Consider the following 17,328-nt stretch of genomic DNA (forward strand, 5'->3'; position numbering starts at 1 on the left):
TATATTATTCGGAATAGTTAAAACACCTTTTAAAAATCTGTTCTGATTTTTTAGGCTTATCCTGCTTCAAGTGATAAGCCTTTTTTTTTATTGCATTTTTTAACATTTTACTTACAAATAAAAATCGTTATCTTAAATATATTATGAGTAAAATTTAACGATCCAAATTGTTCTGGATGCCACAATTAAAAAGGAAATACACAATGAATAAGTTAACGATGATTATCGGTCTTGCTGCGACCGTTGCCCTTGTCGGCTGTAAGAAACAAGAAGCGCCAGAAACTGGAGCAACTACAGGTGAACATATCGAAAATGCTGCAACACAAGCAAGTCATGATGTTGAACATGCAACCTCAGATGCTGCTGCAAAAATTGATGCTGCAACAGATAATGCAGTTGCGAAAATAGACGCGGCAGCTGACCATGCAGCAGCGACCACCGAAAATGCTGCTGATAAAGCTGAAGCTGCAACACGAGAAGCTGCTCACGATGCGGCGGCTTCTGTTGAAAATACAGCGAAAAATGTGAAAGAAAGCACTCACAATTAATTAATGAACAAATAAATCCCGCTCATTAAAAGCGGGATTTTTTATTAGGGAGATAATATTTTATATAGAACATGCATTTGTAAAGGACTTTTCTCTGCCCAAAATCCCCACCCTGTTGTTCAATCAACTTAAAAACTCTGAATGCAAGTACGTCACTTTCAGTACGAGTCAAAGGATGAGGAAAATATTTCATCACCTCTGGATCTGAATTAAGCACAAAAAAAAGCTCAAGATCAGTTTCAATCTTCCATTGTCTTAAAATCAAGCGTTCAGTTTCAATTTTTTGAGTAAACAGATCATAACTCATTAATATGAATAGAACTATTTTTGTTCATCGCGTTTAAATACCAGTTCAGATTCTGTAGAATTATCTTTATCAAAATAATAACCATCGCTATTAAATGCCTTTAAGTCTTGCGCTTTTTCCAGTTTATTTTCAATGATAAACCTTGCCATTAAACCTCTGGCTTTTTTGGCATAAAAACTGATGACTTTGTATTGACCATTTTTCTGATCTAAAAAGACAGGCTTGATGATTTGTGCATCAATACGCTTTTCATTAACCGATTTATAGTATTCATCTGAAGCAATATTGACCAAAATATCAGTTTTGGTATGTTCAAGATCTTTAATAATCAATTGAGTAATTTGATCATCCCAAAATTCATACAAATTATGCCCACGTGGATTTTGCAATTTCGTTCCCATCTCCAGACGATACGGCATCATCAAATCTAATGGACGTAGCAGTCCATATAGACCCGATAACATGCGCAGATGGCTTTGGGCAAACTCAATATCTACTTGTTTTAGGCGATATGCATCTAGCCCAGTGTAAACATCCCCTTTAAAGGCATAAATGGCTTGCCTTGCATTAGCAAGTGACAAATCAGAAGTCCAGTCATGAAAACGATCTGCATTGAGATTTGCAATCTTTTCACTCACACTCATTAGACTGGCAATTTGCGATGCCGATAATTCACGACAAACCTCAATCAATTGCTCAGATTGATCCAGTAATCTTGGTAAAGTATGTTTATCTGTTGGTAATGTTGTTTCGTAGTCTAAAGTCTTGGCTGGAGAAATGACTGAAAGCATAAAAACCTCAATAAACCTGTGAATTCATAAGAGGTTAGACTATAACACTTTCACGATGAAAGCCAATTTGCGATTTTGCTTGTCATAATCGTTTATATAAATCCGAGCCTGCCAGTTAAGAAATAAGCCTCTACATGGTTCTGGATAATCAATATCAATTACCCAGAATGATCTATACTATTTCATACTTTGCAAAGCGGTGACTAATAACGTCCAGCACTTTTCTACTGTATCCACTTTGACTCGCTCGCCGGGTGCGTGTGCGCCCTGAATATCTGGTCCAAAAGACACCATTTGCAAATCAGGATAATGTTCAGCAATGATGCCACATTCCAACCCTGCATGAATCACTTTCAAATGTGGCTCAATATTAAACGCCGTCTGGTAAGCCTGCTGTAAACATTTTAATGCCTCAGACTCAGGATTGGGTGTCCATCCAGAAACCAATGGGGTAAATTCGGATGCAATGCCTAATTTGCTAAAATGTGCTGCGATCTCTTGAGCAAAAGCCTCAGCTTCACTATTGACCATTGAACGCACCATAATTAAGGCTTTGGCTTGTTGTCGGTTAAGTTGAACCACACCAATATTATTAGATGTTTCGACCACATTATCCAAAACATCGCTCATGTTTTTGACACCATAAGGGCAAGTTGCCAAAGCACTTAACCATGAACTTTGCTGCTGTGGATGAATGACTTCTGTTAATGTCTGGTCTTTAAGTTCAATCGTTATTTTTAAAAAATCATCGATCCCTTTTAAATTGTCCAAACAATGCTTTTCATAACTTTGCACATATTTTTGTAGAGATGCTATTTTACTTTCATCGATCACAATCAAGGCACGAGCTTCACGAGGAATCGCATTACGTGCACTTCCGCCACTGAACTCGACCAGATAAGCATCTAACTCAAATAAACGCTTATGCAAAAACTGACTCAAAATAACATTGGCATTACCACGCCCTAAATGGATATCGACCCCAGAATGGCCGCCTTTCAGTCCAGAAATTGATATTTCGACTGTTTTTAAACCAGATCTAGGAACTGCAATATAAGTCAGCTGTTGTTGTGCCTCAACATCCTGACTGCCTGCACAGCCAAGATATAATTCACCCCATTCTTCGGTATCAATATTGAATAACCATTTACTTTGTAAAATACCACTTTGCAATAAACGAGCACCACTCATGCCTGCTTCTTCATCTACAGTGAGTAAAACCTCAAGTGGGCCATGTGAAATATCATTAGACTCGAGTACTGCCAGAGCTAGTGCAACACCAATGCCATTATCAGCACCTAATGTCGTATCTTTGGCGATCAGCCAGCCTTCTTGCAATATAGGTTGAATCGGATCTTTATTGAAATCGTGGATCGTATTTGAATTCGCTTGCGTCACCATATCCAGATGCCCTTGCAAAACGACCCCTGTCACCTGCTCTTTACCCTGACTCGCAGCTTTACGAATAATCAGATTACCAACTTGATCAATATAAGTTTCCAAGTCTAATCGCTCTGCCCATGCTTGCAGATGATCACGTAGTTTTTGTTCTTGCTTGGATGGTCGCGGAATCGTGCACAGCGTCTGAAAATGTTTCCAGACCAATTTTGGAGAAAGTTGAGTAAGATCGACAGATTGCATGTATTTATAACTCTGAAAACATCTATAGATACATGAAAATATACACCTCTGGTTATGTAGGGAGTAGCATTTATTGTGGTATTAATTTTTCCATTCAAATGCTGTAAACGTATGATCTGACTTCAAGCTATTTTCAACTGCCTGTGCCAACTGGCGAATCACACTCTGAGTTTCTATTTTTTCAAACCAGTCTTGTTCTTCTTTGGGATTTGCAGTGATTTCACACATCAATTGACCGTCTTCATTTTTTTGTGAACAAGTTACAGACAAAGGAAGTTGATGATTTTCTATATTGACTTCAACTTTTTGATGTTCGTGCGCAATATGCTGTGCCTCAAAGCCATACTCACCAAGTTGCTTGAACAAAAGTGCAGCAACATATTCCTGAGTAATACGGCACTCATTGACCTCATGCCCTTCGTAGTGATTAGGACAATTTGCAATAAATTGAAGTTTTCTCATGTTGCGCATCCTGCATTTATAGTTATTACTGCCATTTAGCATAAATCAATAAACAAACAGCAGCCAAGCCGAAACTTCGCTGCTGTGTCGCTTTTATGTTAAGCAGTATAGCTGAGGATACGTTTTAACTTATTGGCTGACCTGAATGCTTAAGCCTGCACGATTAGCCAACTCGGTAAATGTTGGAAAACTTGTCGCAACCGTTTCTGTACCTACAATTTTAATTTCTTCAGAGGCACGTAATCCCGCCATACTAAAACTCATGGCAATACGATGATCATGATGCGATTCAATTTGACCGCCAGTAAAAATAGCGGACCAGTCGCCTGCTTTTCCTTTGCCTTCAATGATGATCCCGTCATCCGTAGGAGTACAATCGATGCCCATGATTTTTAAACCGTCTGCCATAACTTGGATACGATCAGATTCTTTAACACGCAGTTCTGCCGCGCCTGTTAAAATCGTTTGACCCTCTGCACATGCAGCAGCAATAAATAATGCAGGAAACTCATCAATCGCAAGTGGTACTTGATCTTCAGGCATATGAATGCCTTTTAAAGTACGTGTCCCCTTGATATGAATATCTGCAATTGGCTCGCCACCTGCAATACGTTCATTTTGTACGCTAAGGTCTGCACCCATCTGTTTTAAAATTTCAATCACACCTGTACGCGTTGGATTAATCCCCACCGCTTCAAGAACCACATCTGCACCTTCGGTAATGGCAGCACCGACCATGAAAAATGCGGCTGATGAAATATCGGATGGTACTTGAATATTTGTGCCTACCAATTTACCACCACCGACCAGTGAAATCCGATTTTCTTCAGTTTTTACCTCATAACCAAAAGCACGTAACATACGTTCAGTATGATCACGGGTTGGTTCAGGTTCAGTCACAGAGGTTTCACCCGCTGCCCACAGACCTGCGAGTAAAATACCTGATTTGACTTGTGCAGATGCCATAGGTAAATCGTAATGGATTCCCTTTAATGCTTGCGCACCTGTAATGCTCACAGGAGGTGTACCTTTTTCACCCGTCGTCTGAATTTGTGCACCCATTAAACGAAGTGGCTTCGCGATACGCTCCATTGGACGTTTTGATAGTGAAGCATCGCCTGTCATCACCGAATCGAATTTTTGTGCAGAAAGCATCCCTGAAAGCAGACGCATACTGGTTCCCGAATTCCCCATATACAAAGCACCAGCAGGGGCTTTTAAGCCTTGCATACCAACCCCATGGATGGTCACTTCACCATTTTTAGGCCCTTCAATGCTTACCCCCATATCTCGGAAAGCTTGTAAGGTGGCTAATGCATCTTCGCCTTCCAGAAAACCCGTTACATGTGTCGTTCCTTCTGCAATCGCACCAAACATAATGGAACGATGTGACACAGATTTGTCACCCGGTACGGTAAATTTACCTTGAAATGATTTTTTCCCCGGTAGAATACTAAATTGCTGTGTCACCTTATTTTTCTCCATAAAGGGTTTCTGGGCTAGCATATGATTAAAGTGTTGACGAGCTGCCTGAGCATGTCCGAGTAACCCCATCAATGCATGTGAATCTTCGCTTTCAATCAGTTGTCGCAGTTGAGTCAGTTGTTGTTCAAAACCATCTACGGCTTTGAGTATCGCAGTTTTATTGGCAAAGAAGATATCATGCCACATTTGTGGATCACTGGCAGCGATACGTGAGAAATCCCGAAAACCACCCGCCGCATAGCGGAAAATATCCAAATTGTCTTCACGATTGGCCAATTGCTCAACCAGATTAAAAGCCATGAGATGTGGTAAGTGACTGGTATGTGCAAGCACTTCATCATGCTTTTCCACATCCATGCAAATGACTTCAGCTTTAGCTGCTGACCAGAGCTGAATCAATTTCGCAACCGCCCAATCAGCACTACTTGGGAGCGGTGTTAAAATGACTTTATGATTGGCAAATAAATCAACTTTACCTGCATGCACCCCTGTATGTTCACTGCCTGCAATCGGATGTCCTGGTACAAAACCTGTTGGTAAATGATCACCATAAACAGATTTGGCAGCAGCAACCACATTGCCTTTGGTGCTTCCTACATCAGTTAAAACTGTATGTTCACTTAAATAGGGTTTGATCTGTTCCAAAATATTTTGTGTGGCACGAACTGGCAAAGCTAGAACCACTAAATCAGCTCCCTGCACAGCCTCAACTGGATTTTGATACCCGCTATCAATCAAGCCTAATGCTTTAGCGTCATCCAGTGTTTTTTGAGAACGCGCCGAAGCAACAACCGACTTTGCCAGATTTTCTGACCGAATAACACGTGCCAGACTCGAACCAATCAAACCGAGCCCGATAAATGCAACTTTATGAAATAAGGGTTGAGATATCATGTGCTTTAACTCTGAATCTGTGGTGCAATATAGAAAAGTACAACGTCATCCAAATGTAATGACAAAACTATAATACTGCCACAGGATAAGAGCCCAATACACGCAGTTCTTTGACTGTTGGACGAATATCATTTAATGCTGCTGCAACATTTTCTTGCTCGATATGCCCTTCTAAATCGATAAAAAATACATAGGCCCATTTTTCAGGCAATGCAGGACGCGTTTCAATACTGGTCAAGCTTATACCGTGTTTGGCAAATGGCGCCAAAATATCCAGTAAAGCACCAGCACGGTCATGTGCAGAAATTAAAAGTGAAGTTTTATCATTGCCACTTTGTGGAATTTTTTCACGACCAATTACTAAAAAACGAGTCGTATTTTCTGGGTTGTCTTCAATATTGCTATGTAAAATTTCAAGATTATAAAGTGAGGCTGCAAGATCTGACGCAATTGCAGCAGAATGCCATTCGTTACGAATACGACGAGCAGCTTCCGCATTAGAGTTTAATGCCACACGTTCAACACCCGGATAGTGTGCATCCAGCCATTGACGGCACTGTGCTAGTGTTTGCTGATGTGCATAAATCTGTTTAATGCTGTCTTTACGAGTATTTTCAGACACTAAAAACTGATGGTGAATGCGAAGCTCTACTTCACCAATCACATTAAGCTGTGAAGTTTTAAAACAGTCTAAGGTGTGATTGACTATCCCTTCAGATGAGTTTTCAACAGGAACCACACCATAGTGTGCACTGCCTGCTTCCACTTCACGGAATACTTCATCAATTGTCGGTAACGGGCGCACAATGGCATCTTTACCAAAATGTTTAAGTACCGCAGATTGGGTAAATGTCCCTTCTGGACCAAGAAATGCAATACTTTGAGGCGCTTCCAATGCCAAACAAGCCGACATAATTTCACGAAATAAGCGTGCCATTGTCGTATCAGAGAGTGGGCCTTTATTACGCTCCATGACTTTACGCAGAACCTGTGCCTCACGTTCTGGTCGATAAAACAACGGATTTTCTTCGGCCGCAAATTTTGCTTTAGCAACCGCTTCAGCCAGACTTGCACGACGATTAATGAGTTCCTGAATCTGTTGGTCTACAGAATCAATATCATTGCGAATTTGTTGTAAATCGAGAGAAGTTGACGAGTTCTGATCATCATGGATCATTGTAATGCAGCCTCTGCAAATGGTTTGCAACAGTATATCAAGACTTGTCATGTTTGCTATAGCATCAAGATCAGTCAGATGGATAAAATCCTGATTTTCACTTCACATCTTTCTTTTTTATGCTTTAATACAAATGATTAAGAATCAATCTCATTTAATAATTCATTATGCTAAAATCTTTCGTTTGTACCTTACTCACCCTATCACTTTGTGGATTCAGTGCAGTTTCTTATTCACAAACTAATCTCTCTACTTCTGCAAAAATGACGCAGGCACAAGGACCACGTCTGGATTTACAGCGTAAAGGAACCACTCAACAATTTACGATGAAGTCAAAATATACGCCCAATGAATATTTTATTCAGGTCTATATTCCTTATACTCCTGCTCCCAAAACGGGCTACCCTGTTTTATATTTGCTAGATGGCAATGCTGTATTTAACAGCGCCAGCAGCATCGCTCAATCGATTGGTGGCGGTTCTGAAAAAATGGGACTTGATCCAGTGGTTATTGTCACCATTGGCTACCCCACGGAAACACAGTTCTCTGGTCAACAACGCGCACTAGATTACACACCTCTCCCTAAAGACTCTCCAGAAAAAGATGAAAGATACCAATACGGTGGCGCAGAAAACTTTCTGAAATTTATTCAAAATGAATTAAAACCGCGCATCCAGCAAAGTATCCAAATTAATACTCAACAACAAACCTTATTTGGGCATTCCTTTGGTGGTTTATTTACACTCAATACTTTCTTTCAACATCCACAAAGTTTTAATCGTTATGTCGCAGCAAGTCCGTCTTTGTGGTTTGATCAAAATGTATTAGCGAAACAATTACAACAACTCAAACAGAACAAGGCTGAGTTCAAATCACCTATATTAGTGATGACTACGGTTGGGACAGCAGAAGGACGTGGTCGCCCGGCTAGAGGTTCTCAACCAGAAAATAGCAACTCCAACTTTTTTGCAGATTTTGAAACCTTAAAATCAGCTCAACTTAAATATTGGCATTTTAGTCATCCTGCCGAACAACACATCACCAATATGTATGCAAGTTTGCCTAAAGCAATTTTATTTGCGGCATGTAACAGCACTGAAAATTGTGAAAAATTATTTAATGAAAATTAAACCATGAAAGATCAATAACTTACATTTCAAGTTTACAATTAATGACGCTTTAACTACAAAGCGTCAATGTTGTTTTTTTAATCAAACCGTATTGTAATAAGTTCCTATAAAAACCTTCCTGAAAAAAGGGAGTTGAACAATGTCAAAAACAATTGCCACTTTAGTGACTCATGATTTTGAAGATCTCGAATATTGTGAAACCGTACACGCCTACCGTGCTGCGGGTCATAGCGTCATTAATATCGAGCATCATGAAGGTAATATTGTTTATGGCATTCAACGCAAAACATCAACCACCATTGATTTAGGAATTGATGATAGTGATGTGCATCAGTTTGATGCTTTGCTCATTCCAGGTGGTGAGTCACCAGAACTGCTAAAAAATGATGAAAGATTTGTGTATTTTGTTCGTCGTTTTGCCAATCTGCAAAAACCCATTTTTATCTGTTGTTATGCACCACAACTATTAATGCATGCAGGTGTAGTGAAAGGGCGAAGAATTTGTGTGATTCAAACCATTTTAAGCGATTTAGAAAATGCAGGTGCCGTCTGTCTTGACCAAGATGTCGTAAATGACAATAACTTATATGTTTCTTCTCGCAGCCCAGATTTATTTCCTCAATTTGTTGATGAAACATTGAAAGTGTTACGCCTGTAATTGCGTTTAAAAATAAAAAAAACGGCAATCTTCTTGCCGCTTTTTATGGACTAGCGTTTAGACCTACGCCTTACCAATGATTCCACGAGCAACAATCTCTTTCATAATTTCGTTGGTTCCACCGTAAATACGCTGAATACGGGCATCAACAAAAAAACGTGAAATCGGATACTCTGTCATATAACCATAGCCACCAAATAATTGTAGTAAATTATCGGCAACTTTCATTTGCATGTCTGTACTAAAGCATTTGAGAGCTGCTGCTGTTTCTACATCCAGTTTGGCTTGTTGATACAAAGCAAGATTCTGATTATAAAAAGCAGCCGTTGCCAATTCATCAATTTTCGCCTGTGCCAAGACAAAGCGTGTGTTCTGGAAATTCGCAATCGGCTGACCAAATGCTTGACGTTCTTTGACATAAGTCGTTGTAACATCAATTGCACCACGAATTGCACCGAGCGCTGTAGCCGCAATTGCAGTACGCTCACGTGGTAATTCCTGCATGAGATAGGCAAAGCCCTGACCGGGTTGCCCTAAAAGTTGATCTTTAGGAACTTTCACATTGTCAAAGAAAAGCTCAGACGTATCTTGCGAATGTAACCCGATTTTATCAAGGTTGGTACCTTTCTTAAAACCGTCCAGATGAGTATCTACCAACAGCAAAGAAACCCCTTTGGCACGTGCTTGCGGATCTGTTTTAACCGCGAGTACCACTAGATCTGCATGCTGACCATTTGAAATAAAAGTTTTAGAGCCATTTAGGACATAATGATCATCTTGTAAAATTGCACTGGTACGAATTGCTTGTAAATCAGAACCTGCACCTGGTTCAGTCATCCCAATTGCACCAACAACTTCGCCACTGACCATTTTTGGAAGCCAATACTGTTTTTGCTCTTCACTGGCTATATGCAAAATATAAGGTGCTGCAATCTCTGAATGACATGAAATTGCAGTGGATAAAGCACCATAACCCGCACGTGCAGATTCTTCTACCAACATTAAAGAGTAATGTGTTGGAACACCATAGCCTCCATAGCTTTCAGGTACATCAACACATAGATAACCATTTTCACCCAATGATGACCAAACTGAACGTGGCATGATGCCTTCTCGTTCCCATTGATCATAATGTGGTGCAATATGCTCATTCATATAACGTTTAAAATTATCACGAAATAATTCCAGATCAGCATCATAAGCTAGCATTCATACTTCCTTTTCGATGTTGTTGTTCTATCTTTTAACGTAAAGATGCTAATAATTTTTACACTAAAAATCATGATCTATTGTTCTACAGTTGAGAACTTTACAGTCAGATGTTTATCAAAAATATGATTTCTTTCTAAAATGTCAAATAAATCAATGTATTTCATTGCTATTATAAATAAAAAATCCCTGACTCATTTTTTATGTATCAGGGATTTTTTTCAGGTTTGCTTATTTTTTCTTACGTATTTTTTGATATTCCTGATAAGACTCATCGGCAAAACGTCGCAATGAATCACCAATCGCTGCATATTGGTATTCATTTAAATTTGCCAAAGATGCACGTGCAGATGGATGCTGTACTCCAAAACCAGAACCCGGCAATAAAACTACACCTGTCTCATCCGCAACACGGAAAAGTAATTCTGTCGGATTCTTGGTTTTCATCACCCAATCTGCAAAGTCATCGCCATAAAGTTGACGAGACGTATTTTCCAGATTGACTAAAGTGTAATAATCGACAGCATTTGGATCTTGTGGAACGTCCACACCCAATTGGCGATATAGCGCAGCATCACGTTCACGAACCACAGATTTAACAGCTTTCTTATAATCCTGACGCGAATCCATCATGTTAAATAATGAAAATAACACCATCTGTACTTGTTGAGGTGTAGAAAGACCCGCAGTATGATTCAAAGCAACATTACGACTATCTGCAACGAGTCGATCAATAAATTTGATACTGGCAGGGTCAGTCGTCAATGAACCATAACGTTTTTCCAACTCAGCCTTATCTTTTTTTGATAATGCTGCAATTTTTTTATCCAGAACATTTTCTTTGGCGGTTGCAATCACCCCTAAACGCCAACCCGTTGCTCCAAAATATTTGGAATATGAATAAACTAAAATAGTATTTTCGGGACAAATTGCAAACAAAGATTTGAAGTTATCTGCAAATGTGCCATAGACGTCATCTGTCAGAAGAATCAAATCGGGACGTTTTTTTACAATATCTGCCAAAATAGCCAAGCCCTCATCACTCATTTTGACCGAAGGCGGATTACTTGGATTGACAAGGAAAAAAGCTTTAATTGATGGATCTTCAAGTTTACGCAACTCAGATTCAGGGTATTGCCATCCAAGATTTGGATCCGCATGAATCAGCACTTCTTCAAGCTGATAGTCATTTAACTCTGGAATTTCAAGATATGGCGTAAAAACAGGGACGCCAATTGCAATCTTATCACCATAATCAATCAGCTTATTTTCTTTTAAAGAATTAAAAATATAAGCCATTGCAGCAGTTCCACCCTCAACTGCAAAAAGATCCAATGATTCTTTTGGCATACCTTTAACGCCCATTTCACGCAAGATATATTCTTTTACAATGGATTCACTAATACGCAACATACGGTCAGGAACTGGATAATTACAGCCTAAAATTCCCTCTACCATTTCTAGCAAAAATTTGTCTGGATCTAAACCCAATTGATCCCGCACATATGAAACAGCCTTACCCAAGAACACTACGCCTGCCTTGTCACGGTTCTCAAGTACAAAATGATCAAAGCGCTGCTGTAAACCTACTGGTCGGGGAAATCCACCCAAACCTTCTGGCATGTAGGAAAATGAAAACTCTGATTCAGTGGCTGAAAATAAACCTAATTGAAAAAAAGCGCGACGTGGAATCGTTGCCAGAAAGTTAGGGTTACCACGACCAGCATTAAGCATCATACGGTCTGTTTTACTTTGTGCTAAAGCAATCAATTCATCTTTTAATTCAAATGGACTTAGTTTTGCATATTTAGAATAATCAATTTTTGCCATGAGGAAGAACTCCTTAATTTTTGTAAATCATTTAAAATTTTTAAGATTAGGTGATCAGGCCAAGCCAACAATCACTGGGCCGAGTAAAGTTAAAAATACATTTGCCAACGCGTAGGTAATCGCAAAGGGAACTGTAGGGATTGAGTTTCCAGCTTTATCCAAAACTGCGCCAAATGCAGGATTGGCACTTCGCGCACCTGAAAGCGCGCCAGCAAACACTGCAACATTGTCATATTTGAGAACATAGCGTCCAAAAAGCATGCTGAGAATGAGTGGAACCAATGTGACAACAACCCCAATCAGGAATAAAGAAAGTCCACTTTCTTTCACTGTCTGAATCGCTTGTAATCCAGATTGCAACCCAACTGCTGCGACAAATCCAGCAAGTCCAAGGTCTTTTAAAAGCTGTGAAGCTGCAAGGGGCATATTGCCGTGAATTTGGTCGCGACTACGTATCCAGCCAAAAACCAGACCTGAAAGTAACGCACCGCCACCAGCACCCAGAGTTAATGGAATATCACCAATACGAACAACAATAAGTCCGATAATCAAACCAATGGCGATCCCTGCTCCATGAAAAACCCAATCTGTTTTAAGGCTTTCTGGAAGTGCCTGACCTGCTTCTTTAATCACACGATTCAGATCACTTTGCGTACCATAAACAGTCACAACATCTCCACGATGAAAAACAAAATCATCGGTAAGTTCAACAGACTCGCTATTGCGTTTGATTCCTAAAATATAAATGCCATGTTTTAGATAAGGTGGCGTATTCGCTTTTAAATCACCAAGTGTACGATTGATATATTTAGAATTTTTCAGGATGACATCTGTCGTTTCCATGATTAATTCCATACCTTCTGAAGATTGTAATTCTTTACCTAGGCTACTGGCACTTTCTACAACACCTGTGCGTCGCCCTACCACCAGAACAACATCATTGGTTTTTAAGACAGTCTCGGCAGTAATATCAATCAATCGGTCATTACGCTTTACTTTTTCAATCGTAATATTATTTACTTTAGATTCGATATCTTGAATCGTTTTTCCATTGGCTTGTTCAACCTGATAAATACGGCTCACAATCTCTGGCATAGCCATTTCTTGCCCTGGGGCAAGTTCGACTGCACCTTTTAAAAGCTCAGATTGTGCCTTAATTGCATCATCACGTATTTCTCGTCCCATAAACTTAGGCAACAAATTTACGCAGACAATAATTGCACCAAGCGAACCAAAAACATACGTGACAGCGTAACCAATGGCTACGTTACTTTGTAATCTTTGAATTTCTGCTAAAGGTAAATCTAAACGAGATAATGCATCACCTGCTGTACCAATAATAGCGGATTGCGTCATTCCACCTGCGGCAAGCCCTGCGGCCAAACCTTTATCCAGATGGAAAATTTTTGCCATAACAAGAACAGTTACCAGACCACAAATTGCCATAAATGCAGCAAGTAAAATTTCCTTGATTGAACTTGGCCCTAAAGATTTAAAGAATTGAGGGCCACTTTCAAAACCTACGGCATAAATAAATAAAGCAAATAAAATTGATTTAACGCCATTATCGACCGATACACCAATTAAACTTAGTATTACAGCGACCAATAATGAACCTGCAACACCACCTAATTGGAACTTACCAACCTGAAATTTACCAATCCAGAAACCAATTGCAATAGATAGAAACAGTAAAATTTCAGGACTATGTTTTAATACGCTTTGTAACCATTCCATTATTTTGACCTCTCACTTTCTTTATTATTAAGTTTAAGAGTTACTGATTTTGTATTTTTAAACATCCCCAATCTTAATTAGGAATGCCTAATCATGAGAATAATCAATATTTTTATTTAGCTGATCTATCTTTTAAATTTTTTATTCTTTTAAGGATACTAGTAAATATTGACCAGTACCCATTTTCATTCTAATCAAAGAATAATGTCTAATTAGACAATAACATTAAGATCTACATCAATATTTCCACGAGTGGCATTTGAATATGGGCAGACAATATGCGCCGCATCAACCAGTTTTTTTGCCTCTACTTCATCCATTCCTTCCAGATGAATATTGAGTTTAGCTTCAATACCGAACCCTGTAGGAATAGGACCAATCCCCACTTCACCTTCAATATAAGCATCTGCTGGAATTTTAATTTTATCGCGATTTGCAACAAACTTTAAAGCTCCCAGAAAACAAGCCGAATAACCACCTGCAAAAAGTTGCTCAGGATTAGTTACCGCTCCACCAGCACCTCCCATTTCTTTAGGAACACCAAGTTTTACATTAAGGACACCGTCTGAAGAAACCACTTGTCCATCTCGACCACCTGTTGCCTTAGCTTTGGCACGATAAACTACTTTTTCGAGAGACATACTTATTCCTATCGTATTTTTATAAAAAGATCTATCTACTCTAAAACGAAAAGATTTAGTTTTTTTAATTTATGTTGTTGGAATACGAGCTTATTGTAAAAATAAGTTTTTCAAATACAGGAATAATGAATAGTTCTATGCATATTTTACTCAGCAAATAAGGCTTAATAATTAAAAAGTCATTTATCTTAAAATAGAGTCTGGTAAAATAGTTATTTCTTTTTAGAATATACATTTAAACGAGTTTATTCAAAATTTTGGAACATGTTTATGAGTCGTAAATTACTTACTGTAGAGGGGTATCAACGCTTACAAAATGAATTAAATGATCTTGTCCGTAAGGAACGTCCTGAAATTACCAGTATTGTCTCATGGGCAGCTAGCCTCGGCGATCGATCAGAAAACGCTGACTATCATTACAACAAAAGAAAGTTAAGAGAAATTGATCGTAGAATCAGATATTTAACCAAACTTTTTGAGGTCGCATATAAAGTTGAATATAGCCCTGAACAGGATGGCAAAGCTTATTTTGGTGCATGGGTTGAATTAGAAAATGACGATGGAGAAAAGATTAAATTTCGCATTGTTGGTGATGAAGAAATTTATGGACGCAAAGACTACATTTCACTTCAGTCACCTATGGCAAAAGCATGTTTAGGCAAATCTCTAGATGATGAAATTCAGGTGCAAACACCTCACGGTAAAAAAACTTGGTATATCGTTCAAATTTCTTATCCTCAGTAATATAACGCTTTTTTGGTTTAGTATTTTATTTAACACATTTCATTCTGAATTGGCTTAGCACCTTATTTAGTGAAATTTCATAAATCAATCCAACTAAAACACAACAGATGCCTTACAAGAATTATCAATTTATTCGTGATTTCGACATGTAAGAATTGTATAAATATATCTCTTTTTAAAATCATTAGTTTAGAGCGCATTCGGTATATTTTTTATGCAAAAAATTTGACATTCACTTTTAAGGTGATTATTATTCGCCCTGACCTAAATTTGGTCATTTTTTAAACTGTTTAGTTTTACTATATAGTGTCAGTTTTTCAATAGTCATTTTTTTGAATGACGTCATGACTGCCCACCCCTCTTGGATTTACCAACTTGTTGAAAATCTGGAAGCATTTTGTCTGGATTTTTAGGGCGTAAATTATCTGTAGCGGAGACAACATGCACAGTAGTTCAACCACTGAATCGAGGCCTGGCCTGAGTTCATTATTTCCTTCACTCCCATTTAAAGCCTTAGCATTGAGTACGGTACTGATTCCATTTCATAGTATCAATGCCGGTAAAACACACCAATACAATGCTGTCGTAGATAGTAATACCCTGACCGTTGTTGCAGTTGAATCTCCCACAACTGTATTTAAAAAGGGTCAGTTTTTACATGGTTTTGGCTATGACCTAACCCGTCAATATGCAAAGAGTTTAAATGTTAAGCTAAATTTTAAAACCGTTAAAGATAATGCAACAGCTTTAAATATGGTTGCTCAAGGTAAAGCAAATTTTGCCATGACCACTGCAACTTTTAAAACTGTCGAAAATAAGCAATTGATTTCATTCTCAGCAAGCTGTGGTGATGATGCCAATTTAGCTAAAAATGGTCTTAATACTCAGCTGAATTGGGTATTTAAATATGCTGATGATCCTCTTTCACAGACTGCCAGTGGGTTTATTTGCCAAAGCAAACAAAATGGTGTTACAGGTCAATTGGCATCATTTTATAATCGTAATGTCGTCAAGCCTGAAGCATGGCCAATGATTAAGCGTGATCTAGACAATCGCCTGCCTATTTATAAGGCAAGTTTTAAGAAAACCGCTGAAAAGTATGATTTGGATTGGCAATTACTTGCTGCGATTGGTTATCAGGAATCTTATTTAAAACCAAATTCAGTTTCACCAACAGGTGTACGTGGACTGATGATGCTAACGAATAATACTGCACGTGCAATGGGTGTGACCAATCGCGTCGATCCTGCACAAAGTATTCAAGGCGGAGCAAAATATTATGACCTCATGCTCAGTGAATATCAGCATATCCCATACCCAGACCGTAATTGGTATGCTTTAGTCGCCTATAATATGGGGCCTGGTGCAGTCAGTCAGATTCAAAAGCGCTTACAAAGTCAAGGTAAGAATCCTAATAACTGGCTGGTATTTTATGATTACTTAAATCGTAATAAAGCGAGTAATGGTCGCTATCGTCAGGCTGTTCAATATGTAACGCGAATTCGGGCTTATGTAGAACATATTAAAACCAGTGAACGCTGGATTGATGTTTAATTGTTCGATTGCTTTTATTGTTCTTTTGCATAAAAAAAGCTTAGTCTTCAAAGACCAAGCTTTTTATTTACATTCAAATTATGCTGTATGTTCAAGCACTTTTTTGAACAAAGTTTTTTGTTCTTGACTAGGTTTAGCAGTTTGCAATGCCATCAATTGAGACATATCGCCCTGAACTTTGATTTTACCTGTCATAAATGCCTGCATTGCCGCAGCCATATCGAACTCAAGAAATACTTTACGAAGTGTTTCAGCATCCATATTCAATGTTGTTTTTGCATTTGATGACAAACCTTTTTGGATTTTTCCGCCATCTAAAGCCAATTCGCTATTACCATTTGCGTCTGTAACAACAAGATTAATTGCCAAATTTGCCAATGCTGGTGGTAAATTCAAGTCACCTGCCTCAGCAGTTAATTGGTCGACAGTAGAAAACCAGTCATCAGTTAAAAATGCAGGCATGTTCTTTCCTCAAATGTATTTGTTCAATTCCTTGTGTTGACTAGATCAAGCATAGACA

16 protein-coding genes are annotated in these 17,328 nt (G+C 38.7%); 5 read left to right on the top strand and 11 right to left on the bottom strand.

The features are described from left to right. The first annotated feature begins 203 nt into the window (after nucleotides 1-203). A complete protein-coding gene (locus A7A69_RS07690; protein ID WP_152876802.1) occupies nucleotides 204-548 on the top strand; it encodes a hypothetical protein in 345 nt (114 codons plus the stop codon). A gap of 25 nt (nucleotides 549-573) precedes the next feature. Here A7A69_RS07690 and A7A69_RS07695 read toward each other — a convergent pair whose 3' ends face one another. From A7A69_RS07695 to pheA, 6 genes are all read right to left on the bottom strand, one after another. Then, entirely contained in the window at nucleotides 574-855 is a 282-nt protein-coding gene (locus A7A69_RS07695; protein ID WP_152876803.1) for a GNAT family N-acetyltransferase, read from the bottom strand. Between the two features lie 14 nt (nucleotides 856-869). Next, nucleotides 870-1,646: a peroxide stress protein YaaA gene (yaaA, locus tag A7A69_RS07700; RefSeq protein ID WP_152876804.1), complete on the bottom strand. Its 777-nt coding sequence runs from the start codon at nucleotides 1,644-1,646 to the stop codon at nucleotides 870-872. A 177-nt stretch (nucleotides 1,647-1,823) separates the two neighbouring features. Then, nucleotides 1,824-3,287 (bottom strand): aminoacyl-histidine dipeptidase, encoded by a 1,464-nt coding sequence (locus tag A7A69_RS07705; RefSeq protein ID WP_152876805.1) that lies wholly within the window; start codon nucleotides 3,285-3,287, stop codon nucleotides 1,824-1,826. Nucleotides 3,288-3,368: 81 nt separating this feature from the next. Then, nucleotides 3,369-3,749, bottom strand: coding sequence for a hypothetical protein (locus tag A7A69_RS07710; RefSeq protein WP_120371004.1), 381 nt, complete (start codon nucleotides 3,747-3,749; stop codon nucleotides 3,369-3,371). A gap of 129 nt (nucleotides 3,750-3,878) precedes the next feature. After that, nucleotides 3,879-6,125, bottom strand: a complete 2,247-nt coding sequence (locus tag A7A69_RS07715) for a bifunctional prephenate dehydrogenase/3-phosphoshikimate 1-carboxyvinyltransferase (RefSeq protein ID WP_187349198.1) — start codon at nucleotides 6,123-6,125, stop codon at nucleotides 3,879-3,881. A gap of 70 nt (nucleotides 6,126-6,195) precedes the next feature. Continuing rightward, nucleotides 6,196-7,305: a prephenate dehydratase gene (pheA, locus tag A7A69_RS07720; RefSeq protein WP_120371002.1), complete on the bottom strand. Its 1,110-nt coding sequence runs from the start codon at nucleotides 7,303-7,305 to the stop codon at nucleotides 6,196-6,198. A gap of 167 nt (nucleotides 7,306-7,472) precedes the next feature. On the opposite strand from pheA, the gene A7A69_RS07725 reads away from it, so the two are divergent. Both A7A69_RS07725 and A7A69_RS07730 read left to right on the top strand, forming a co-directional pair. Next, nucleotides 7,473-8,435, top strand: a complete 963-nt coding sequence (locus A7A69_RS07725) for an alpha/beta hydrolase (RefSeq protein ID WP_152876807.1) — start codon at nucleotides 7,473-7,475, stop codon at nucleotides 8,433-8,435. A 139-nt stretch (nucleotides 8,436-8,574) separates the two neighbouring features. Continuing rightward, on the top strand, nucleotides 8,575-9,093 hold the full coding sequence (locus tag A7A69_RS07730; protein WP_120371000.1) for a DJ-1/PfpI family protein: 519 nt from the start codon (nucleotides 8,575-8,577) through the stop codon (nucleotides 9,091-9,093). Between the two features lie 63 nt (nucleotides 9,094-9,156). Here the strand turns inward: A7A69_RS07730 and A7A69_RS07735 are convergent, their stop codons facing one another. From A7A69_RS07735 to A7A69_RS07750, 4 genes are all read right to left on the bottom strand, one after another. After that, nucleotides 9,157-10,302: an acyl-CoA dehydrogenase family protein gene (locus A7A69_RS07735; RefSeq protein WP_120370999.1), complete on the bottom strand. Its 1,146-nt coding sequence runs from the start codon at nucleotides 10,300-10,302 to the stop codon at nucleotides 9,157-9,159. Between the two features lie 231 nt (nucleotides 10,303-10,533). Next, nucleotides 10,534-12,132: a bifunctional aspartate transaminase/aspartate 4-decarboxylase gene (locus tag A7A69_RS07740; RefSeq protein ID WP_120370998.1), complete on the bottom strand. Its 1,599-nt coding sequence runs from the start codon at nucleotides 12,130-12,132 to the stop codon at nucleotides 10,534-10,536. A 54-nt stretch (nucleotides 12,133-12,186) separates the two neighbouring features. Then, nucleotides 12,187-13,872, bottom strand: coding sequence for an aspartate-alanine antiporter (gene aspT / locus A7A69_RS07745; protein ID WP_120370997.1), 1,686 nt, complete (start codon nucleotides 13,870-13,872; stop codon nucleotides 12,187-12,189). Nucleotides 13,873-14,081: 209 nt separating this feature from the next. Beyond that, the gene (locus A7A69_RS07750; protein WP_120370996.1) at nucleotides 14,082-14,510 is read right to left on the bottom strand and encodes an organic hydroperoxide resistance protein; all 429 of its coding nucleotides are present in this window, start codon (nucleotides 14,508-14,510) and stop codon (nucleotides 14,082-14,084) included. A 270-nt stretch (nucleotides 14,511-14,780) separates the two neighbouring features. Between A7A69_RS07750 and greB the strand changes: the two genes are divergently transcribed. Both greB and A7A69_RS07760 read left to right on the top strand, forming a co-directional pair. Further along, nucleotides 14,781-15,254: a transcription elongation factor GreB gene (greB, locus tag A7A69_RS07755; protein WP_120370995.1), complete on the top strand. Its 474-nt coding sequence runs from the start codon at nucleotides 14,781-14,783 to the stop codon at nucleotides 15,252-15,254. A 441-nt stretch (nucleotides 15,255-15,695) separates the two neighbouring features. Next, a complete protein-coding gene (locus A7A69_RS07760) occupies nucleotides 15,696-16,808 on the top strand; it encodes an MltF family protein (RefSeq protein WP_151980143.1) in 1,113 nt (370 codons plus the stop codon). A gap of 78 nt (nucleotides 16,809-16,886) precedes the next feature. Here A7A69_RS07760 and A7A69_RS07765 read toward each other — a convergent pair whose 3' ends face one another. Then, nucleotides 16,887-17,270, bottom strand: coding sequence for an SCP2 sterol-binding domain-containing protein (locus A7A69_RS07765; protein WP_120370993.1), 384 nt, complete (start codon nucleotides 17,268-17,270; stop codon nucleotides 16,887-16,889). Between the last annotated feature and the right edge of the window lie 58 nt (nucleotides 17,271-17,328).

The organism is Acinetobacter guerrae (assembly GCF_009372255.1).
Lineage (GTDB): Bacteria > Pseudomonadota > Gammaproteobacteria > Pseudomonadales > Moraxellaceae > Acinetobacter > Acinetobacter guerrae.